Raw genomic sequence first — 20,063 nt, 5'->3', positions numbered from 1 at the left:
ATCATCATTCTTCGCGAGCAAGCCCGCTCCCACATTGGATTTGCAGCGCACGCAACATTTAGTATGCGACGCAGAACCTGTGGGAGCGGGCTTGCTCGCGAAGAGGCCCGCCTGGACAACACACCCGCGACTGCTTGACGCGAACGTCAACCTGCCTTTAGCTTAGCGCCAGCCCCTTTCGTTTCGAGCGCTTCCATGAGCAGCCAGACCTACAGCATCTCCGACCTCGCCCGCGAACTGGACATCACCACCCGGGCCATCCGCTTCTATGAAGAACAAGGCCTGTTGAGCCCGGAGCGACGGGGTCAGGAGCGCATTTATTCGCCGCGGGACAAGGTCAGCCTGAAGCTGATCCTGCGCGGCAAGCGCATTGGCTTTTCCCTGGCCGAGTGCCGCGAGTTGATCGAACTCTACGACCCCTCCAGCGGCAATCAGAAACAGTTGCACAGCATGCTGGCGAAAATCGCCGAGCGCCGGGAACAACTCGAACAGCAATTGCTGGACATCGAACAGATGAAGCTGGAACTCGACACCGCCGAAGAACGCTGCATCCAGGCGCTGGAGCAGACGATCAAGGGCGAGGAAATCGTCCAGTAACACAACATGCCCTGTGGGAGCGAGCTTGCTCGCTCCCACAGGGGGGCATCATCGTTCTCGACATTTTGGCAACTCATTACAGGTCAATCCCCATGTCCCTCCCCTCCTTTGTACGCCTGATTGAAGTCGGCCCCCGTGACGGGCTGCAGAATGAAGCCCAACCCATCAGCGTCGCCGACAAGGTGCGCCTGGTGGATGCGTTGAGCGCCGCCGGACTGGGCTACATCGAAGTCGGCAGTTTCGTCTCGCCCAAGTGGGTGCCGCAAATGGCCGGTTCCGCCGAGGTGTTCGCGCAGATCCAGCGCAAGCCCGGTGTGACCTACGGCGCCCTGACGCCGAACCTGCGGGGTTTTGAAGATGCGCTGGCGGCGGGTGTAAAAGAGGTAGCGGTGTTCGCCGCCGCGTCCGAAGCGTTCTCCCAGCGCAACATCAACTGCTCCATCAAGGACAGCCTGGAGCGTTTCGCGCCGATCATGGAGGCCGCCAGGCAGCACGGCGTCAGTGTGCGCGGCTACGTGTCCTGCGTGCTGGGCTGCCCGTATGAAGGGGCAGTCAAGCCTGAACAGGTGGCTTGGGTCGCTCGGGAGCTGTATGCCATGGGCTGCTACGAGGTTTCCCTGGGCGACACCATCGGCACGGGCACCGCCGGTGCCACCCGCAGGATGTTCGAAGTGGTGGGCGCCGAGGTGCCTCGGGACAAGCTCGCCGGACACTTCCACGACACCTACGGCCAAGCCATGGCCAACGTATACGCCAGTCTGTTGGAAGGCATCGCGGTGTTCGACAGCTCCATCGCCGGCCTGGGCGGCTGTCCTTATGCCAAGGGCGCCAGCGGTAACGTCGCCACCGAAGATGTGCTGTACCTGCTCGATGGGTTGGGTATCGAAACCGGTGTCGACCTGGACGCCCTGATCGCCGCGGGTCGGCAGATCTGCGACGTGCTCGGCCGCCCTAGCGGTTCGCGTGTCGCCAAGGCCCGTAGCGCACAGTGAGGTGTTACCGCTGGCTTTGTAACAGCGGTGAAACGAGTAACACGGAAACAATTTGTCAGGTTCGGCGCGACAGCTTTTTCGACGAATAAACATAAATAATTGATTTATATAGAATTTTAAAAGTTGGCACGCCACCTGCTATATCTCTTGCATAACAAGAATAAAAAAACGCAGCAAACCCAATAAAAACAAGACGAAACGACTCTGACATAACAAAAACAACACGGCAGAGACGCAGCTAACAGATTTTTTTGGAGAGGATGTGCTTTTCAGGGTGCTTTCAGGAGCAACCCGCAACCGGGCAGAGAACAATAAAACTACCTTCAGGTAGCTCCCGAATCGGTTGGATCGCAAAGCGAAAAAGCAGATCAGCGCTCAAAAAAATACGTTTGCTCTTGATCCCGGATGGGGATCGCCAAAAACAGCGGTAAAGGGCAACGGCTGCCAATAACAACAACAGGCCGCCCCTCAATAATAAAAAAAGAGCACGCGACGACAAAATTAAAGGGGAGCTTCGGCTCCCCTTTGTGCTGTCTGGCGTTTGGGTTTTTCGTGTGGGAGCGGGCTTGCTCGCGAAGGCGGTGTGCCAAGCGACATGGATGTTGGCTATGCCGCCGTCTTCGCGAGCAAACTCGCTCCCACAGGGGATCTTGCTCAGCCTTCTACCTCGCGCAGTTCTTCGATGCTGATTTCGCGCATGCGGAATTTCTGGATCTTGCCGGTGACCGTCATGGGAAATTCTTCAACAAATTTGAAATGACGCGGCGTCTTGAAGTGGGCGATGCGCTCCTTGCACCAAGCCTGCAGCTCTTGCTCGGAGGCACTGTGGCCGGGATGGAACTTGATCCAGGCGACGATTTCCTCGCCATAGCGCGAGCATGGGATGCCGATCACTTGCACGTCCGCCACCGCCGGGTGAGTGAAGAAGAACTCTTCCAGCTCACGCGGGTAAATATTCTCCCCGCCCCGGATGATCATGTCCTTGTTGCGTCCGACGATGCGCACGTAGCCCTGCTCGTCCATGGTCGCCAGGTCACCGGTGTGCATCCAGCCATCCGGGTCGATGGCGTCGGCGGTGCCCTTGGGGTTGTTCCAATAACCGAGCATCACGCTGTAGCCGCGGGTACACAACTCGCCGATAGCGCCACGCGGGACGATATTGCCGGCCTCATCGATAATCTTGCTTTCCAGTTGCGGCTGGGTGCGCCCGACAGTGGTCACGCGCAGTTCCAGTTCGTCTGTAGGACCGGTCTGCAATGACACCGGGCTGGTTTCCGTCATGCCGTAGGCAATCTGCACTTCGGCCATGTGCATTTCATTGATGACCCGTCGCATCACTTCGATGGGGCACGTGGCCCCGGCCATGATGCCAGTGCGCAGGCTGGACACGTCGAAGTCGTCCCGCTGCGGCTGGTCCAGCAGGGCGATGAACATGGTGGGCACGCCATACAGTGCCGTGGCTTTTTCCTCGGCCACGGCCTTTAGCGTCAGCAACGGGTCGAAGGCATCGTTGGGGTAGATCATGGTGCTGCCATGGGTCATGCAGCCCAGGTTACCCATGACCATGCCGAAGCAATGGTAGAGCGGCACCGGGATCACCAGTCGGTCGCCAGCCGTCAGGCCCAGGCTTTCGCCGACCATGTAACCGTTATTGAGAATGTTGTGGTGGCTGAGGGTGGCGCCCTTGGGAAAGCCGGTGGTGCCGGAGGTGTACTGGATATTCACCGGTTGATCGGACTGCAGGCTGGATTGGCGCTCGGCCAGTTGCGCAGGCGTCACCGCCGCACCCAGGGCGGCCAGTTGCGACCAGGGCAGGAAGCCTGTCGGGGGCTGGGAATCGAGGCTGATCACACCGCGCAAATCCGGCAAGCGCTCGCTCTGCAACTGGCCGATCGATTGCTCCGCCAGCTCTGGCGCCAGCGCTTGCAACATGGCGTGATAATCCGAGGTCTTGAACGCCCCGGCACATACCAGCCATTGGCATCCGGATTGTTTGAGCACGTATTCGAGTTCAGAGACGCGATAGGCCGGATTGATGTTGACCAGAATGACGCCGATCTTCGCACTGGCGAACTGGCTGATGCACCACTGGGCGCAATTGGGCGCCCACACCCCGAGGCGATCTCCGGTTTTCAAGCCCAGCGCCAACAAGGCTCGGGCGTGCAGATCGACGGTCTCGGCCAGTTGTTGCCAGGTATAACGCAGCGATTGATGGCGAACCACCAACGCCTCGTCCTCCGGATAGCGGGCCACGGTCTGGTCGAAAACCTCGCCGATGGTTTGGGCCAGCAAAGCCTTGGCCTGGGAACCACGGGTGTAGCTGTGTTGCGAATGCGAACCGGGTTGATCCATGACGCCCCCTTCTTGTCTTTATTAGTGGGTGTAGCGGTGGAATCTCATGCACAGATGCCGCCGTGGCTGCGTAGGAGCTGTGTAGGAGCTGCGTAGGAGCTGTCGAGTGCAACGAGGCTGCGATCTTTCCAAAGACACTTGAATCTCAAGCGAAAGATCAAAAGATCAAAAGATCGCAGGCTTCGCCAGCTCCTACGCAGCCGGACAGAAGCAAACTCCCTCGCCCCGATTTTTCCAGGCGCGCTTACTCTGGCTCAAGTTGACGTTAACGTAAAGGGCGATTGACAGCTTCTCGTTGCAGGCTTACGTTAACGTAAAGGTGAGAGCGATTCCGCCACTCTCCGCACCCGATAAAAAAGCCAAAGGTGACCCATGAGCTACCCATCCCTGAACTTTGCCCTCGGCGAAACCATCGACATGTTGCGCGACCAGGTGCAGGCCTTCGTCAAGGCCGAACTGGCCCCGCGAGCAGCGCAGATCGATATCGATAACCTGTTTCCCGCCGACATGTGGCGCAAGTTCGGTGACATGGGCCTGCTGGGCATCACCGTACCGGAGGAATACGGCGGCGCTGGCCTGGGCTACCTGGCCCACGTGGTGGCAATGGAAGAAATCAGCCGCGGTTCGGCCTCGGTCGCCCTCTCCTACGGTGCCCATTCCAACCTCTGCGTGAACCAGATCAACCGCAACGGCAATCACGAACAGAAAACCAAGTACCTGCCCAAGCTGATCAGCGGCGAACACATCGGTGCCCTGGCGATGAGCGAGCCGAACGCCGGCTCCGACGTGGTCTCGATGAAACTGCGCGCCGACAAGCGTGGTGACAAGTACGTGCTCAATGGCAGCAAGACCTGGATCACCAATGGCCCCGATGCCAACACCTACGTGATCTACGCCAAGACCGACCTGGAAAAAGGTCCCCATGGCATCACCGCCTTCATCGTCGAGCGCGACTGGAAAGGCTTCAGCCGCAGCAACAAATTCGACAAGCTCGGCATGCGCGGCTCCAACACCTGCGAGCTGTTTTTCGATGACGTCGAAGTGCCGGAAGAAAACATCCTCGGCGCACTCAACGGTGGCGTGAAAGTGCTGATGAGCGGCCTCGACTACGAGCGCGTCGTGCTCTCCGGTGGCCCGACCGGGATCATGCAAGCCTGCATGGACCTGATCGTGCCCTACATCCACGATCGCAAGCAGTTCGGCCAGAGCATCGGCGAATTCCAGCTGATCCAGGGCAAGGTCGCCGACATGTACACCCAGCTCAACGCCAGCCGCGCCTACCTGTATGCCGTGGCCCAGGCCTGCGAGCGCGGCGAAACCACCCGCAAGGACGCCGCCGGGGTGATCCTCTACAGCGCCGAACGCGCCACGCAAATGGCCCTCGACGCCATCCAGATCCTCGGCGGCAATGGCTACATCAATGAATTCCCGGCCGGCCGCCTGCTGCGTGACGCCAAGCTGTACGAAATCGGTGCCGGCACCAGTGAGATTCGTCGGATGTTGATCGGCCGCGAACTGTTCAACGAAACCCGCTAACGGAGCTGACCATGGCCACGCTGCACACTCAGCTCAACCCGCGCTCGCCGGAATTCATCGCCAACCGCGATGCGATGCTCGGACACGTCGAGGCCCTGCGCACCTTGCTCGCGCACATTCGCCAAGGCGGCGGCCCCAAGGCCCAGGAACGGCACACCTCGCGAGGCAAGCTGCTGCCCCGTGAACGCATCAACCGGCTGCTGGACCCGGGCTCGCCGTTTTTGGAAATCAGCCCATTGGCAGCCCACGAAGTCTATGGCGAAGACGTGCCGGCGGCCGGCGTGATTGCCGGCATCGGTCGCGTGGAAGGCGTCGAATGCATGATTGTCGCCAACGACGCGACGGTCAAAGGTGGCTCCTACTACCCGCTGACGGTGAAAAAACACCTGCGCGCCCAGACCATCGCCCAGCAGAATCGCCTGCCGTGCATTTACCTGGTGGATTCCGGCGGCGCCAACCTGCCGCGCCAGGACGAAGTGTTCCCGGACCGCGAGCACTTCGGCCGGATCTTTTTCAACCAGGCCAACATGAGTGCCCAGGGCATCCCGCAGATCGCCGTGGTCATGGGGTCCTGCACCGCCGGTGGCGCCTATGTGCCGGCCATGGCGGACGAGGCGATCATGGTCCGCCAGCAGGCGACGATTTTCCTCGCCGGCCCGCCGTTGGTGAAAGCCGCCACCGGTGAGGTGGTCAGTGCCGAAGACCTGGGCGGCGCCGATGTGCACTGCAAGATCTCCGGCGTGGCCGACCATTACGCCGACAGCGACGAACATGCCCTGGCCCTGGCCCGCCGCAGCGTGGCCAACCTCAACTGGCGCAAGCAGGGCGAGTTGCAGCACCGCCTTCCGATTGCCCCGCTTTACTCGGGCGAGGAGCTGTACGGCGTGGTTTCGGCCGACGCCAAGCAACCGTTCGATGTGCGGGAGGTGATTGCGCGCCTGGTGGACGGTTCGGTGTTCGACGAGTTCAAGGCGCTGTTTGGAACGACGCTGGTGTGCGGCTTCGCTCATTTGCACGGCTACCCGATCGCGATCCTGGCCAACAATGGCATTCTCTTCGCCGAGGCCGCGCAGAAAGGCGCGCACTTCATCGAACTGGCCTGCCAGCGCGAGATCCCGTTGCTGTTCCTGCAGAACATCACCGGTTTCATGGTCGGGCAGAAGTACGAAGCCGGCGGCATCGCCAAGCACGGGGCAAAACTGGTGACGGCCGTGGCCTGCGCCAAAGTGCCGAAATTCACCGTGATCATTGGCGGCAGTTTCGGCGCCGGTAACTACGGCATGTGCGGCCGTGCCTACGACCCGCGGTTCCTGTGGATGTGGCCGAATGCGCGGATTGGCGTGATGGGTGCCGAGCAGGCGGCCGGCGTACTGGTGCAGGTCAAGCGTGAACAAGCCGAACGCAGCGGCCATCCCTTCAGCGCCGAACAGGAAGCCGAGATCAAGCAACCGATCCTCGACCAGTACGAAGAACAGGGTCACCCCTATTACTCCAGCGCCAGGCTGTGGGACGACGGCGTCATCGACCCGGCCCAGACCCGCGATGTGCTGGGCCTGGCCTTGTCCGCGTCACTGAACGCTCCTATCGAACCGAGCCGCTTCGGCGTGTTCCGGATGTAAACGGGGAATGTCCATGGATAACTTCAACACCCTCGAACTGCACACCGACCCACGGGGCGTTGCCACCCTGTGGCTCAGCCGCGAGTCGAAAAACAACGCGTTCAACGCCGAAATGATCCGCGAACTGATCCTGGCCCTGGACCACGTCAGCAGCGATCCAAGCTTGCGCTTCCTGCTGATCCGCGGTCGCGGCAAGCATTTCAGCGCCGGCGCCGACCTGGCCTGGATGCAGCAATCGGCCGAACTCGATTACCACACCAACCTCGATGACGCCCGGGAACTGGCGGAGCTGATGTACAACCTCGCCAAGCTTAAGATTCCCACGCTGGCCGTTGTCCAGGGCGCCGCGTTCGGTGGCGCACTGGGGCTTATCAGCGCTTGTGACATGGCCATTGGCGCCGATGAAGCACAGTTCTGCCTGTCGGAAGTGCGCATTGGCCTGGCGCCGGCGGTGATCAGCCCGTTCGTGGTGCAAGCCATCGGCGAGCGCGCGGCGCGTCGTTATGCCCTGACGGCGGAACGCTTCGACGGGCAACGGGCGAAAGAGATCGGTTTGCTGTCGGAAAGTTACCCGGCCGAGGCCCTGGACCAGCAGGTCGAACAGTGGATCGACAACTTGTTGCTCAACAGCCCGGCGGCCATGCGCGCCAGCAAGGAACTGCTGCGAGAAGTCGGCAACGGCGCCCTTACCCCGGCGCTGCGGCGCTACACCGAAAATGCCATCGCCCGCATCCGCGTCAGCCCGGAGGGCCAGGAAGGCCTGCGGGCTTTCCTGCAAAAGCGTGCGCCGAACTGGCAAGCCGAATCGAATAACAAGGAGCCGCGTCGATGAGCGCCCCTGCCCTCACCACATTGCTGGTGGCCAACCGTGGCGAAATCGCCTGCCGCGTGATGCGCACCGCCAAGGCCATGGGCCTGACCACTGTTGCCGTCCACAGCGCCACTGACCGCGATTCCCGCCACAGCCGTGAAGCCGACATCCGCGTCGACCTGGGCGGCAGCAAGGCCGCCGACAGCTACCTGCAAATCGACAAGCTGATCGCCGCAGCGAAAGCCAGCGGCGCCCAGGCCATCCACCCCGGCTATGGTTTTCTGTCCGAGAACGCCGGGTTCGCCCGGGCGATTGAAAACGCCGGGCTGATCTTCCTCGGTCCACCGGCCTCGGCCATCGACGCCATGGGCAGCAAATCGGCGGCCAAGGCCCTGATGGAAACCGCCGGGGTGCCCCTGGTGCCCGGTTATCACGGCGAAGCCCAGGACCTGGAGACCTTTCGCGACGCCGCCGAGCGCATCGGCTACCCGGTATTGCTCAAGGCCACGGCCGGCGGTGGCGGCAAGGGCATGAAAGTCGTCGAGGACGTCAGCCAACTGGCCGAAGCCCTGGCCTCGGCCCAGCGTGAAGCGCAATCCTCGTTCGGCGACTCACGGATGCTGGTGGAGAAATACCTGCTCAAGCCGCGTCACGTGGAAATCCAGGTATTTGCCGATCAACACGGCAACTGCCTGTACCTCAACGAACGCGATTGTTCGATCCAGCGCCGCCACCAGAAAGTGGTGGAAGAAGCCCCCGCCCCCGGCTTGACCCCGCAACTGCGCCGGGCCATGGGTGAAGCTGCCGTGCGCGCAGCCCAGGCGATTGGTTACGTCGGGGCGGGCACGGTGGAGTTCCTGCTGGATGCGCGGGGCGAGTTTTTCTTCATGGAAATGAACACCCGGTTGCAGGTCGAGCATCCGGTCACCGAAGCGATCACCGGACTTGACCTGGTGGCTTGGCAGATCCGCGTCGCCCAAGGCGAACCCTTGCCGATCACTCAAGCACAAGTGCCGCTGCTCGGTCACGCCATCGAAGTGCGGCTATATGCCGAAGACCCGGTCAACGATTTCCTGCCGGCCACCGGGCGCCTGGCGTTGTATCGCGAATCTGCCGAGGGGCCGGGGCGGCGGGTCGACAGCGGGGTTGAAGAAGGCGATGAAATCTCGCCGTTCTACGACCCAATGCTCGGCAAGCTGATTGCCTGGGGCGAAGACCGTGAACAGGCGCGCTTGCGGCTGTTGAGCATGCTCGACGAATTTGCCATTGGCGGACTGAAAACCAACATCGGGTTCCTGCGCCGAATCGTGGCCCACCCCGCCTTCGCGGCGGCAGAACTGGACACCGGATTTATCCCACGTTACCAGGCGCAATTGCTGCCAGAGCCAGGCGAACTGGATGACGCGTTCTGGTTCGCAGCCGCCCAGGGATTCGCCTTGAGCCTGACACCGCGCGTGCGCTGCGATGATGCCGATTCGCCTTGGGCCAGCACCACCGGGCTGCGTCTGGGGCTGCCCAGGGAAACCACCTTGCACCTGAGCTGCGAAGGCCAGGATCGCGCGCTGACACTGGACGCTAGCGCCCATTGCGCGGAACTCAAGGGTGAGCAACTGGTGATCGAGCACCACGGCCTGCGCCGCAGTCATCGAGCGATTCGCCAGGGCGACAGCCTGTATTTGCAATGGGCGGGAGACCTGCACCGGATCGACCTGTACGACCCATTAGCCGAAGCCGAGGCCAGCCACAGCCATCAAGGCGGCCTGGCCGCGCCCATGAACGGCAGTATCGTCCGGGTATTGGTGAGTGTCGGCCAGACGGTGGAAACCGGAGCTCAACTGGTGGTGCTGGAGGCCATGAAAATGGAGCACAGCATTCGTGCGCCCAAGGCCGGGGTGATCAAGGCGCTGTATTGCCAGGAAGGCGAAATGGTCAGCGAAGGCAGTGCCCTGGTGGCATTCGAAGAATAGGCATCGGCCCGCTCCCAGGGCCGATCCAGTCAGAACCTGATGGTGGCCTGCACCACCACACCGATGAGGCGACATTGCTCGGTGTACAGGTTTTTCGGGTAAGTCGGATTGAGCGGAACCAGGTAACGCTGGCCGCTCTCTTCGATCAATTTGCGGAAGGTCGCGTCACTGCTACCGGGCAAGCAGACGACCACCAGTTTGCCAGGCACCGCCTCGATAGCCGGATCCACCAGGATCGACATGCCCTCGGGAATACTCAGCCCACTGGGTGCGGTCATCGCGTCGCCCACCACCACCAGCCAGAACGCGGCCCCCAAGGCGTGGTAGTCCGTCAGTTCGTAGCGCGCCTGGCTGTAGGCGCCAGGATCGCCTTCGCGAACCTCGCCAACCTCGTGCCATTCACTGACCGGGTAGCGGAAGTACGGGTTGTACTTCTGCGCCAGGGTCATGCCTTCGTCCGTGGAGGTGTCCGGCTCGCGAATCACCATCGCCACTTCCAGGAACTCCAGCCCCAACTCCCGCAGGACCCGGTTCATGTCTTCGACACTGGGTTGCCGGCGCCTGGTCAGCCAATGGCCGACGCCGCCCTGGGACATCCCCAACCGTTCTGCGAGCACCACTTGCGTGATGCGCAGCTCCTTCATCTTGGCCTTGACCAACTCTATCCATTTATCCATGTGCGGCACGATACGTGGATGACTCCGGCCATTCAAAACACAAATTGTAGTATTTAAATTATCGTCACAATTACGATAAGTACTATTCTGGATTCAGGAGTTCAGCCCCACACACGGAGATTTTCATCACTATGGATACACCCAGTAAAGACCAGCCCGGCAGCCCTTTCGACAGCACGTTCCCTTCATTACAGGATTGCCCGGCAGCCAAACGAGCCCTCGACTACTACTTGAAACCGGGTGTTTCGCAGGCACAGGCAGAACATCGCTTCTTCGACGTCAACCACAACGTCAGCGCAGAAGAAGCCCTTGTTCACGCATGCGACCTGCTGCGCTGTGCAGCGGCGACCGCTCACGAGTCTGCCAACCAGTTGAATGGTTCGAGCCGTGACCTGGCATTTTCGGTGGTGCACATGATTGATCTGGTCAAGGTGATGCTTGACCGATCCCTGGATGGCTACCCGACTCGCTAGGGGTAACGCTTGGGAATGTCGCCGCGAACGCGCACGACAAGCATGAATTTTCCAATCGATGCGATAAAACCATTTGACTTGCAAATGATAATGATTATTATTGCATCAGCTGGTCGCGAGATCAGTCGATAGATCAGAAGACCTTAGGTCGGACTTCTGGAATATCTCCTCATCAGGCTAATCACGGTTTTTGACCCGGCTTTTTGCCGGGTCTTTTTTTTGCCGATTTTCGGCTTATGGCTTCAGGCTAATGAAGTCTTTTGGGTGCTGCCAATTCGATGGCGGCGATGATAGCAAATGAATATCTGTTTACAAGAGCCCCCGCCACACAGGCGAGAACAATCGACAACCAGCACTTGAGAATCAATTGCAGACTCTCTAAGCTGGCTCGGCGTCCAGGGAGGACGCCCCCTCGTTTACGTGACGTAAATCGTCTCGGCCCCCCCTTCTTGCGTGTACAGTAATGGCCATGAAAATCCTTTCCAGGAATCGTGACCGTGGCTAAATCTTCCTTTGATATCAGTGCCAATTTCGACAGCGGCAACATCGAGATCGTCGACATCAGCAACCCGTTGCAGTCGTTGCTCAAGATCAGGCCCGACACCCGCAGCCCCCATTTCCAGTGGTTCCACTTCAAGGCCAGCGGCCTGCACGTTGGCCAGGAGTATTCCTTCCGCCTGCTCAACGCCAGTCAGTCGTCTTACAACAAGGCCTGGACGGGCTACCAGACCGTTGCCTCCTACGATCACGTCAACTGGTTCCGCATTCCGACCCAATTTGAAGGCGACGCCCTGCGCTTTTATCTGGAGACCGAACAACCCAACGCCTGGTTCGCCTACTTCGAACCCTACAGTCGCGGCCGGCATGATTGGCTGATCGAGCAAGCGCAGCACAAGGCCGGCACCGAACTATTGGCCGTTGGTAAAAGCGTGGAAGGTCGTGACATTCAACTGCTGCGCAAGGGCAGCGGTGCGCAAGGCCGGCGCAAAGTCTGGATCATCGCCCAGCAGCATCCCGGCGAGCACATGGCCGAGTGGTTCATGGAGGGCGTGATCGAACGCCTCCAGCAGCATGACGATACGCAACTGAACCAATTGCTCGCCAAAGCCGATCTGTACCTGGTGCCGAACATGAACCCCGACGGCGCGTTCCACGGGCATCTGCGGACCAACGCCATGGGCCAGGACCTCAACCGTGCCTGGCAGAACGCCAGCCCGGAAATCAGCCCCGAGGTCTTTTTCGTCCAGCAGCAAATGGAAAAGTACGGCGTCGATCTGTTCCTCGATGCTCATGGCGATGAGGAAATTCCCCACGTCTTCACCGCCGGTTGCGAAGGCAACCCGGGCTACACACCACGCATTGCCGAGCTCGAAGAGCGCTTTCGCAGCCATCTCAAGCACCAGACCAAAGACTTCCAGACCACTCACGGCTACACCCGCGACGAACCGGGCCAGGCCAACATGACCCTGGCCTGTAACGCGGTCGGCCAGAAATATGACTGCCTGTCCCTGACCCTGGAAATGCCGTTCAAGGATCATGACGATCATCCGAACCCGATCACCGGTTGGTCTGGCAAACGCTCGATGCAACTGGGCAAGGATGTGTTGAGCACCATTGAGGCCATGGTTGACGAATTGCGCTGATCCAGCGACCTGAACAGATCCACCGTGGCGAGGGAACCTGCTCCGCTCGGTGATGTAGGAGCTGGCGAAGCCTGCGATCTTTTGATCTTTCACTGGAGACTCAAGTGTCAACTGAAAAGATCGCAGCCTCGCTTCGCTCGGCAGCTCCTACAGACGCCACCCGGTGGGAGCAAGCACCCTTGCCATGATTTCATCAGTCCTTGCCACGCAACATACTGTCCAACACCTCATCCCGGCGCACCCATGCGTGAAACAACGCCGCCGCCAGATGCACCAGCACCGTCACGAACAACAGGTAAGCCAGGTACCCGTGGGCCTTGCGCAGCAGTGCGAACGTCTGGGCGTGCGCTGGCAGAATCGAAGGCAGTTGCAGCGAGTCGCCGAGCATCACCGGGTCTCCCGCCGCCGAAATCATGCCCCAGCCCAACAGCGGCAGGACCAGCATCAAGGTGTACAACAGCACATGCGAGGCGTTTGCCGCCAGCACCTGCCAGGCCGGTAGATCGGCCGGCAACGGCGGTTGACGGGTGGTAAAACGCACCATCAGACGGACGATCACCAGCAGCAAAATCGCGATACCCAATGGCTTGTGCAACTGCAGCAGCCATTCATGGCGTTCGGACACCGAGGCGACCATGCCTGCGCCGATGAACAGCATGGCGATGATCATCACGGCCATCAGCCAGTGCAGCAGCCGGGCCAGCGGTGCAAAGTGACGAGGGGCGCTCATGGGCGGGACTCCTGTTTGGCGGGCAACTGGCCCACTTCGCTGGTACGGCGCAGATAGGAACTGGCGTAGGCGGCGGAGCGCGCGGCCAGTAGTGGGTCTTCGGAACCCTCGATCCCTTGGGGCAGGATCAGCGGGTCATAGTTGATGTCGCGGCATTCACCGTTGTCCTGCGCCTGGGTGCGCTCCAGCACCAACGTGCCGGCATTGAGTACCTTGCGGTCAGCAGGCCAGGCCTTGCTGGCATCGTTCACCGGGTCCCCCGGGTTGGCCAGGGTGATGTTCAACTGCCAGCGCAACGGCCCGGCGGCGAGACGCTTCACCAAGTCTTGCTCGAGGAAGTCGGCCCCCTGGGGGGGCGTCGCATCCGCAGCGTCCTGGCTGATCGGCACCACGCCCCAGCGCACCGCCTGGCGCTGCCCGGCGGGGTTGACCAGGTAGAACGCGTTGATACCGTTGTAGGTTTCGGTGGCATAGCTGGCCGACGGCTTGGCGGTCTTGATCCATTGCAGGAACGGCGCCGTTTCGGGGTGCGCGGCAAAGAACGCCGGTACGGCCGCAGGGTTCGGTTTTCCTGTGGCAGGGTCCGGCGACTGGGCTTGCAGGAGTTGGTAGAAGGCTTCGGGCGTGCCCACCGGAAACACCGGCATGCTGTTCATGCCGGTGCGCCATTGCTGGCCGTTGGCCTGGGTAAAGCGTAGCGCCAGGCTGCGAATCGGCACACTGCTGTCCGGTGCATAGGGGTTGCCGCTGGGCAAGGCGAACCGCCCAACCACTGGCGTTTGCGCCTGCGAGAACACTTGGGCACTGGAATAGGCGCTGGCCTCGCCCGTGCTTTGGAAATAGCCCGCGACGCAGATACCTTTTGAGTGGTTGCGGCGAAAGCCCGGGTGAACGCCGTTGTTTTTTTCCAGTACATTGACCAACGCCTGCGGTGTCAGGCGCTGTGGGTCGAGGCTGCCATTGACGTAGGCAAACGCGCCGGCCAGCGCGGCAACAATCACGGCGATGCCGCTCAGGCGCAGTGTCAGGCCGGCGGCACTCAAGGGTGGCCGGCTCGACGAGGGTGAAGGATCAACCATGAGAACGCTCCAGGGCTCGGGGCCATTTGTTGGAAAGAACCCGTCAGACGAAGGCCCGGCAGGTTTATTCCCACGCCTCGTATTTATTTTTCCTGCACTGGAATAATCTCGTTCGAGGGTCGTCTTTCCAGTCCCGGCGCAGCGACCGCCTACAGAAGCCACACCCTTATGAACGCATTCGACGAACAGTTGCGCGAACTCATCCCCAGGCTACGGCGTTTTGCCGTGTCGCTGACGCGCAACCCGAGCAACGCCGATGACCTGGTGCAGGCGTGCCTGGAGCGAGCGTTGTCCAAATGGAACGACAAACGCCCGGACGGCGATCTGCGGGCCTGGCTGTTTTCGATTCTGTATCGGCAGTTTATCGACGGCCACCGCCGCTCCCGACGGTATGCACGCATGCTGGAGTTTTTCACCGGCCGCGACGATGCCCACCCTTCGGCCGAGCGCAGCGTGATCGCGCAATCGTCCCTGCAAGCGTTCGATCAGCTCACGACGGAACAACGTGCACTGTTGCTGTGGGTGTCGGTGGAAGGCTTGAGCTACCAACAAGTCGCCGACATCCTCGGCGTGCCGACCGGCACAGTAATGTCCCGTCTGTCGCGCGCTCGACAGGCTCTGCGCCAACTCAGCGACGGCGAAATCACCCGCCCCACCCTGCGGATACTCAAATGATCAGCATGCCCCCCAGCGACAGCGACCTGCACGCCTACGTCGATCGCCAACTGAGCGAGGCCGACCAGCGCCTGGTGCAGGCCTACCTGGCCAACCAGCCGGAAGTCGCCGCCCGGGTCCGCGCCTGGCAACAGGACGCGCAGCACCTGCGCACGGCCCTGAGCGGCGCCTTGCAACAGCCGCCCAATCCGGATCTCGACCCGGCCATGATTCGCCAGCGCCTGAAACAGCGCTCCCGCCGCCACCTGGCCAACGCCGCGGTGTTGCTGCTGGCCGTCAGCGTGGGTGGCTTCGGCGGCTGGCAAGCGCGGCAAATGACCCTGCTCAGCACCGCAGCCCCCATGGCCGATGCCTTGCAGGCATACCGCTTGATTGCCCAGCAGGGCATCCTTCCGGCCGACTACCAGACGGGTGACGAGCAGAGCATGCAAGGCTGGCTCGACCGTTACTTCACCCAGGCCGACCGCCTGCCAGACCTGTCGGGCGCCGGTTTCAAGCCCGTCAGCGGACGCTTGCTCAGCACCGAACAAGGCGCAGCGGCGATGGTGGTCTACCAGGACCCGAGCGGTCAGAAAATCAGCTTCTACGTGCGCCCGCCCGGCCCGAAAAACTTCCTGCTACCACGGGGCAGTCGCCGTGAGGGCGAGTTGCAAGCCGAGTACTGGTCCGGGCCCGGCTACAACTATGCGATGGTCATACCCAGTGATACGCCGACGGTGCAGCGGCTCAAGCAAACCCTGAATTTCTGAGCCCCTTACCCTGTGTAAATCTCTGTGCGAGCTTGCTCGCTCCCACAGAGGATATGGGCTGCGCTTGAGAGTGTATTCACCCCTGTCCAAACACCAGCGAAGGCCTGCGCAGCAACGGGTCGAACGGGTTGATCCGCGGCCCGATCAGGGCCGCCTCGCGCTTGAGCATATCCACCACCGTCGGCAGGCGATCGGGCCCCAGGCGGTCACTCACCGTTGCCACGCTCAAGGCGGCCACGGCCCGGCCATCACGGTCCAGGATCGGCACGGCGACCCCGGCCATGCCTTGCAATACGCCAGTGTTGCGCCCGGCGTAGCCCAGCGTGCGCACGTTCTCCACTTCCGAACGCAGGAACACTTCGTCGTACAAATGGAAATCCTTGAGCCGCGGCAGGTTGTATTGAATCACCGTGTCGCGCTCTTGCTCCGGCAGAAACGCCAGGATCGCCAGGCTGCCCTGCCCCACGCCCAACGCCACGCGACCACCGATGTCGCCGGTGAACGTGCGGATCGGAAACGGTCCCTCGCTGCGGTCCAGGCAGACCGCATCGAAACCACTGCGCGCCAGCAAAAACAGCGAGTCCCCCAGAGAAGCCGACAACCGCAGCATCGCCGGGCGCACCAGTTCGCGCAGGTTGCCGGTGTTGCCCGCGCGGGCGGCCAGGGCGAAGAACTCCAGGCTCAGGCGGTAGCGTTTGCTGCGTGCGTCCTGCTCGACCATGCCTTCGTCCATCAGGCTACGCAACAAGCGATGCGTGGTGGGCTGGGACAGGCCGATGCGCTGGGCCAATTGTGTCACCCGCTCGCCACCCTCGGCGGTGTCACCCAGGCTGCGTAACACGGCAAACAGCCTGGAAACCGCACCGACACCCACCTCGCCTTTCTCATTATTCCGATCAGTGGAATTAGACATGCTATTTCTCATCATTAAATTTATTCACTGAATGAAACTGAAAATAGTCTTCGCTTCAGTGAAATAGTCCATTGAGCCCATCCTATTCTTCGTCCTACTCTTCGTCCAGACAGGGGCGATTCGAACAACAGCGGCAGCCGACTTGAAGTCGAGCGCCAACGCACCCCAGCAGCATCCTTTCGTATCTGCCCATAAAAAAGCGCGCCTTGCGGCGACGCATAACAATCCCAGGTGGAGCGCAGCTATGGCTTTTGTGCAACTTGAAGGACTTGGCAAACGTTACGGCGATATCGACGCCGTGGTCGCCACCAACCTGTCGGTGGAAAAAGGCGAGTTCGTCTCGCTACTGGGACCTTCCGGCTGCGGCAAAACCACGACCCTGCAGATGATCGCCGGCTTCGTCGAAGTCAGCAGCGGGCGCATCCTGCTGGACGGTCGCGACATTACCCACGCCAAGCCCGCCAGCCGTGGCTTGGGTGTGGTGTTCCAGAGCTACGCGCTATTTCCCCACATGACCGTCAAGGACAACGTTGCCTTCGGCCTGCGCATGCGCAAAGTGGCCAATAGCGAACTGCAACAACGGGTGGACCGGGTGTTGAAACTGGTACGCCTGGACCGCCACGCCGACCGCTATCCGCGAGAACTCTCGGGCGGCCAGCGCCAGCGCGTGGCACTGGCCCGGGCCTTGGTGATCGAACCCCCAGTGCTGTTGCTCGACGAGCCACTGTCCAACCTCGACGCCAACCTGCGCGAAGAGATGCAATACGAAATCCGCCGCATCCAGCGCGAAGTCGGGATCACCACGCTGATGGTGACCCACGACCAGTCCGAAGCCCTGTCGATCAGTGACCGGGTCGTGGTGATGCAGGCCGGGCGCATTACCCAGATCGACGCGCCGTATACCCTTTACGAGCACCCGCGCACCGAATTCATTTCCGGTTTCGTCGGCAAAGCCAACCTTCTGCCCGGCGAGCGCAACAGCGCAGGCGTCGTTCAAGCCTGCACCCGAGGCGATGGGGGACTGACCCTGAGCCTGCGCCCGGAAAAAATCGACCTGTGCGAGGCCGGTTCTGGGCGATTGCAAGGCACCCTCGTCAACCGCTTCTTCCTTGGTAGCCAATGGCTGTACGGCGTCTCGACCAGCCTGGGTGAACTGTGCGTGGTGCGCCGCAACGACGGCTCGGCGCCCTTGGTCGAAGGCACGGCGGTGGGCCTGGACTGGGATCCGGCACTGCTGCGGGTGCTGAGTGCGGACGAGGTGCCGGCATGAAGCTGATCGATGCGATGCGCCGCGGTCGCCAAGGCTACCTGATGTCCGCGCCGGCCCTGGCCTTGTACCTGGGCTTGCTCGTCATTCCCTTGGGCTTGACCTTGGTCCTGTCGTTCAACGTCTTCGACTACAGTTCGGGCATCAACGGCGACGCCTATACCTTCGAGCACTACACCAGCCTGCTGGGCGACCCGTACTTCTACGAGATCTTTTGGCGCACGTTCTGGATCAGCGCCTTGACCACGCTCTTGTGCGTACTGATCGGCGTGCCCGAGGCGTACATCCTCAGCCGCATGGGCGCACCGTGGCGCTCGATTTTCCTGATCCTGATTCTCACGCCGCTGCTGATTTCGGTGGTGGTGCGGGCCTTTGGCTGGAGCCTGTTGCTCGGCGCCGACGGCTTGGTCAACCAGGTCCTGCAGGCCTTCGGTGGCGCGCCGATGAAGCTGCTCTATACGCCGTTCGCCGTGGTCATCGCCCTGGTCCACGTGATGTTGCCGTTCATGATCATTCCGGTCTGGACCTCGCTGCAGAAACTCGACCCAGCCGCCGAACAGGCCGCGCTGTCCCTGGGGGCGAGCCAGTTCACGGTGATCCGCAAAGTGGTGCTGCCGCAAATCATGCCCGGCGTGCTGTCCGGCACGCTGATTGTGTTCGGTCTCGCCGCCAGTTCCTTCGCGATCCCCGGCCTGCTCGGCGGACGGCGCTTGAAGATGGTCGCCACGTTGATCTACGACCAATACCTGTCGGAGCTGAACTGGCCCATGGGCGCGGCCATTGCTGTCGCGCTGCTGCTGCTCAACCTGCTGATCATGCTGTCGTGGAACCGGATGATCGAAGGCCGCTACAAGAAGTCATTGGGGTAATGGGTCATGTCTAGAAACGGTCCTTTCGCGCTGCTGTTTCACGCCCTGCTGGTGGCCTTCATGCTCGCGCCGCTGGTGGTGGTCTGCCTCGTCGCCTTCACCCCGGAAAACACCCTGAGCCTGCCGACCACCGAGTTTTCCCTGCGCTGGTTTCGCGCCGTGTTCGAACGCGCGGATTTTGTCGATGCCTTCTACAACAGCCTGGTCCTGGCGTTCAGCGCGGCCTCGCTGGCGACGCTGATTGCGGTGCCGGCAGCCCTGGCGATCACCCGGCTCGAGTTTCCCGGCCGCGACTTCTTCAATGGCCTGTTCCTGTCGCCGATCATCATTCCGCACCTGGTGTTGGGCGTGGCGTTGCTGCGCCTGTTTGCGCTGATGGGCGTGAACGGCAGCTTTGCCTGGCTGATCTTCGCCCATGTGCTGGTCATCACGCCCTACGTGCTGCGCCTGGTGCTGGCCTCGGCCATCGGCCTGGACCGCAGCGCCGAGCAGGCTGCGCAATCGTTAGGGGCCGGGCGCTTCACGCTGTTCCGGCAAATCACCTTGCCGATGATCCTGCCGGGGGTGGCCGGGGGCTGGCTGCTGGCGTTCATCAACAGTTTCGATGAAGTCACGCTGTCGATCTTCGTCACCTCGCCGGCCACACAAACCTTGCCGGTGCGCATGTACGTGTACGCCACCGAATCCATCGACCCGATGATGGCAGCGGTGTCGGCACTGGTCATCGCGCTGACCGCGCTGACCATGATTGTGCTCGACCGGGTCTATGGCCTGGATCGGGTCCTGGTAGGCAAACAATGAGGGCACCATGGCGCTGCTGAAACGACTGGCCGAAGGCGACCGCCCGGCCCTGGACTTTACCCTCGACGGCCAGCCTGCCATCGGCCTGTTGGGAGACACGCTGCTGACCGCCGTGCTGACCTGCAGCGAACACCTGCGCGGCAGCGACTTCAGCGCCGAACCCAGGGCCGGTTTCTGCCTGATGGGCGCCTGCCAGGACTGCTGGGTGCGCCTGGGCGATGGCCGCCGCGTCCGCGCCTGCTCGACCCTGCTCGAAGCCGGCCAGCACATCACCCGCGAACCGGGGCGCCAGCTATGAACACTGTCGACAGGC

Annotated in this window: 19 protein-coding genes; 14 read left to right on the top strand and 5 right to left on the bottom strand. The window is 61.6% G+C overall.

Annotated features, from left to right (window positions below):
- Window positions 1-195: 195 nt before the first annotated feature.
- Both GFU70_RS09790 and GFU70_RS09785 read left to right on the top strand, forming a co-directional pair.
- Window positions 196-597, top strand: coding sequence for a MerR family transcriptional regulator (locus GFU70_RS09790; protein ID WP_057447765.1), 402 nt, complete (start codon window positions 196-198; stop codon window positions 595-597).
- 92 nt (window positions 598-689) lie between these two features.
- Window positions 690-1,589 carry a hydroxymethylglutaryl-CoA lyase gene (locus GFU70_RS09785; protein ID WP_058544025.1) on the top strand — a complete coding sequence of 300 codons (900 nt, stop codon included), beginning with the start codon at window positions 690-692 and terminating at the stop codon, window positions 1,587-1,589.
- A gap of 654 nt (window positions 1,590-2,243) precedes the next feature.
- Here GFU70_RS09785 and GFU70_RS09780 read toward each other — a convergent pair.
- Window positions 2,244-3,941 carry an AMP-binding protein gene (locus GFU70_RS09780; RefSeq protein ID WP_058544026.1) on the bottom strand — a complete coding sequence of 566 codons (1,698 nt, stop codon included), beginning with the start codon at window positions 3,939-3,941 and terminating at the stop codon, window positions 2,244-2,246.
- 372 nt (window positions 3,942-4,313) lie between these two features.
- On the opposite strand from GFU70_RS09780, the gene GFU70_RS09775 reads away from it, so the two are divergent.
- From GFU70_RS09775 to GFU70_RS09760, 4 genes are read left to right on the top strand one after another with little or no spacing between them, the layout of a single operon-like run.
- Window positions 4,314-5,477 (top strand): isovaleryl-CoA dehydrogenase, encoded by a 1,164-nt coding sequence (locus GFU70_RS09775; RefSeq protein ID WP_013692666.1) that lies wholly within the window; start codon window positions 4,314-4,316, stop codon window positions 5,475-5,477.
- 11 nt (window positions 5,478-5,488) lie between these two features.
- Window positions 5,489-7,096, top strand: a complete 1,608-nt coding sequence (locus GFU70_RS09770) for a carboxyl transferase domain-containing protein (RefSeq protein WP_153387941.1) — start codon at window positions 5,489-5,491, stop codon at window positions 7,094-7,096.
- Between the two features lie 13 nt (window positions 7,097-7,109).
- Entirely contained in the window at window positions 7,110-7,928 is an 819-nt protein-coding gene (locus GFU70_RS09765; protein ID WP_027912592.1) for a gamma-carboxygeranoyl-CoA hydratase, read from the top strand.
- Complete coding sequence (locus GFU70_RS09760; protein ID WP_153387940.1) at window positions 7,925-9,874, top strand: acetyl/propionyl/methylcrotonyl-CoA carboxylase subunit alpha; 1,950 nt, start codon at window positions 7,925-7,927, stop codon at window positions 9,872-9,874. Before GFU70_RS09765 ends, GFU70_RS09760 begins: the two co-directional genes overlap by 4 nt.
- A 29-nt stretch (window positions 9,875-9,903) precedes the next feature.
- Here the strand turns inward: GFU70_RS09760 and GFU70_RS09755 are convergent, their stop codons facing one another.
- On the bottom strand, window positions 9,904-10,551 hold the full coding sequence (locus GFU70_RS09755; protein WP_058544029.1) for a LexA family protein: 648 nt from the start codon (window positions 10,549-10,551) through the stop codon (window positions 9,904-9,906).
- 131 nt (window positions 10,552-10,682) lie between these two features.
- Between GFU70_RS09755 and GFU70_RS09750 the strand changes: the two genes are divergently transcribed.
- Window positions 10,683-11,024, top strand: coding sequence for a DUF6124 family protein (locus tag GFU70_RS09750; protein WP_058544030.1), 342 nt, complete (start codon window positions 10,683-10,685; stop codon window positions 11,022-11,024).
- A 491-nt stretch (window positions 11,025-11,515) separates the two neighbouring features.
- Complete coding sequence (locus GFU70_RS09745) at window positions 11,516-12,667, top strand: M14-type cytosolic carboxypeptidase (protein ID WP_058544031.1); 1,152 nt, start codon at window positions 11,516-11,518, stop codon at window positions 12,665-12,667.
- A gap of 193 nt (window positions 12,668-12,860) precedes the next feature.
- Here GFU70_RS09745 and GFU70_RS09740 read toward each other — a convergent pair whose 3' ends face one another.
- Together GFU70_RS09740 and GFU70_RS09735 are read right to left on the bottom strand one after the other, a co-directional pair.
- Window positions 12,861-13,397: a cytochrome b gene (locus tag GFU70_RS09740; RefSeq protein ID WP_058544032.1), complete on the bottom strand. Its 537-nt coding sequence runs from the start codon at window positions 13,395-13,397 to the stop codon at window positions 12,861-12,863.
- A complete protein-coding gene (locus tag GFU70_RS09735; protein WP_058544033.1) occupies window positions 13,394-14,476 on the bottom strand; it encodes a catalase family peroxidase in 1,083 nt (360 codons plus the stop codon). The genes GFU70_RS09740 and GFU70_RS09735 overlap by 4 nt, the downstream gene beginning before the upstream one ends.
- Before the next feature lie 168 nt (window positions 14,477-14,644).
- Here GFU70_RS09735 and GFU70_RS09730 point away from each other — a divergent pair, with 168 nt between their 5' ends.
- Together GFU70_RS09730 and GFU70_RS09725 are read left to right on the top strand one after the other, a co-directional pair.
- Window positions 14,645-15,151 (top strand): sigma-70 family RNA polymerase sigma factor, encoded by a 507-nt coding sequence (locus GFU70_RS09730; RefSeq protein ID WP_058544034.1) that lies wholly within the window; start codon window positions 14,645-14,647, stop codon window positions 15,149-15,151.
- Window positions 15,148-15,900, top strand: a complete 753-nt coding sequence (locus GFU70_RS09725; protein ID WP_058544035.1) for an anti-sigma factor family protein — start codon at window positions 15,148-15,150, stop codon at window positions 15,898-15,900. Before GFU70_RS09730 ends, GFU70_RS09725 begins: the two co-directional genes overlap by 4 nt.
- Window positions 15,901-15,976: 76 nt before the next feature.
- Here the strand turns inward: GFU70_RS09725 and GFU70_RS09720 are convergent, their stop codons facing one another.
- Complete coding sequence (locus GFU70_RS09720; RefSeq protein ID WP_116642788.1) at window positions 15,977-16,813, bottom strand: IclR family transcriptional regulator; 837 nt, start codon at window positions 16,811-16,813, stop codon at window positions 15,977-15,979.
- A 244-nt stretch (window positions 16,814-17,057) separates the two neighbouring features.
- Here GFU70_RS09720 and GFU70_RS09715 point away from each other — a divergent pair, with 244 nt between their 5' ends.
- From GFU70_RS09715 to GFU70_RS09700, 4 genes are read left to right on the top strand one after another with little or no spacing between them, the layout of a single operon-like run.
- Window positions 17,058-18,083 (top strand): ABC transporter ATP-binding protein, encoded by a 1,026-nt coding sequence (locus GFU70_RS09715; RefSeq protein ID WP_116642789.1) that lies wholly within the window; start codon window positions 17,058-17,060, stop codon window positions 18,081-18,083.
- The gene (locus GFU70_RS09710; RefSeq protein WP_116642790.1) at window positions 18,080-18,949 is read left to right on the top strand and encodes an ABC transporter permease; all 870 of its coding nucleotides are present in this window, start codon (window positions 18,080-18,082) and stop codon (window positions 18,947-18,949) included. Before GFU70_RS09715 ends, GFU70_RS09710 begins: the two co-directional genes overlap by 4 nt.
- Before the next feature lie 6 nt (window positions 18,950-18,955).
- Window positions 18,956-19,750, top strand: coding sequence for an ABC transporter permease (locus GFU70_RS09705; protein WP_058544039.1), 795 nt, complete (start codon window positions 18,956-18,958; stop codon window positions 19,748-19,750).
- Between the two features lie 7 nt (window positions 19,751-19,757).
- On the top strand, window positions 19,758-20,048 hold the full coding sequence (locus GFU70_RS09700; protein WP_058544040.1) for a (2Fe-2S)-binding protein: 291 nt from the start codon (window positions 19,758-19,760) through the stop codon (window positions 20,046-20,048).
- Window positions 20,049-20,063: the final 15 nt, after the last annotated feature.

The sequence above is a fragment of the Pseudomonas brassicacearum genome (genome assembly GCF_009601685.2).
Lineage (GTDB): Bacteria > Pseudomonadota > Gammaproteobacteria > Pseudomonadales > Pseudomonadaceae > Aquipseudomonas > Aquipseudomonas kilonensis_B.
Note: the sequence above shows the minus strand (reverse complement) of the source record. Positions and strands in the feature narration are given on the sequence as shown.

Coding starts and splice junctions, on each gene's coding strand:
- GFU70_RS09790 (WP_057447765.1), top strand. CDS start 196: ATGAGCAGCCAGACCTACAGCATCTCCGACCTCGCCCGCGAACTGGAC.
- GFU70_RS09785 (WP_058544025.1), top strand. CDS start 690: ATGTCCCTCCCCTCCTTTGTACGCCTGATTGAAGTCGGCCCCCGTGAC.
- GFU70_RS09780 (WP_058544026.1), bottom strand. CDS start 3,941: ATGGATCAACCCGGTTCGCATTCGCAACACAGCTACACCCGTGGTTCC.
- GFU70_RS09775 (WP_013692666.1), top strand. CDS start 4,314: ATGAGCTACCCATCCCTGAACTTTGCCCTCGGCGAAACCATCGACATG.
- GFU70_RS09770 (WP_153387941.1), top strand. CDS start 5,489: ATGGCCACGCTGCACACTCAGCTCAACCCGCGCTCGCCGGAATTCATC.
- GFU70_RS09765 (WP_027912592.1), top strand. CDS start 7,110: ATGGATAACTTCAACACCCTCGAACTGCACACCGACCCACGGGGCGTT.
- GFU70_RS09760 (WP_153387940.1), top strand. CDS start 7,925: ATGAGCGCCCCTGCCCTCACCACATTGCTGGTGGCCAACCGTGGCGAA.
- GFU70_RS09755 (WP_058544029.1), bottom strand. CDS start 10,551: ATGGATAAATGGATAGAGTTGGTCAAGGCCAAGATGAAGGAGCTGCGC.
- GFU70_RS09750 (WP_058544030.1), top strand. CDS start 10,683: ATGGATACACCCAGTAAAGACCAGCCCGGCAGCCCTTTCGACAGCACG.
- GFU70_RS09740 (WP_058544032.1), bottom strand. CDS start 13,397: ATGAGCGCCCCTCGTCACTTTGCACCGCTGGCCCGGCTGCTGCACTGG.
- GFU70_RS09735 (WP_058544033.1), bottom strand. CDS start 14,476: ATGGTTGATCCTTCACCCTCGTCGAGCCGGCCACCCTTGAGTGCCGCC.
- GFU70_RS09730 (WP_058544034.1), top strand. CDS start 14,645: ATGAACGCATTCGACGAACAGTTGCGCGAACTCATCCCCAGGCTACGG.
- GFU70_RS09725 (WP_058544035.1), top strand. CDS start 15,148: ATGATCAGCATGCCCCCCAGCGACAGCGACCTGCACGCCTACGTCGAT.
- GFU70_RS09720 (WP_116642788.1), bottom strand. CDS start 16,813: ATGTCTAATTCCACTGATCGGAATAATGAGAAAGGCGAGGTGGGTGTC.
- GFU70_RS09715 (WP_116642789.1), top strand. CDS start 17,058: ATGGCTTTTGTGCAACTTGAAGGACTTGGCAAACGTTACGGCGATATC.
- GFU70_RS09710 (WP_116642790.1), top strand. CDS start 18,080: ATGAAGCTGATCGATGCGATGCGCCGCGGTCGCCAAGGCTACCTGATG.
- GFU70_RS09705 (WP_058544039.1), top strand. CDS start 18,956: ATGTCTAGAAACGGTCCTTTCGCGCTGCTGTTTCACGCCCTGCTGGTG.
- GFU70_RS09700 (WP_058544040.1), top strand. CDS start 19,758: ATGGCGCTGCTGAAACGACTGGCCGAAGGCGACCGCCCGGCCCTGGAC.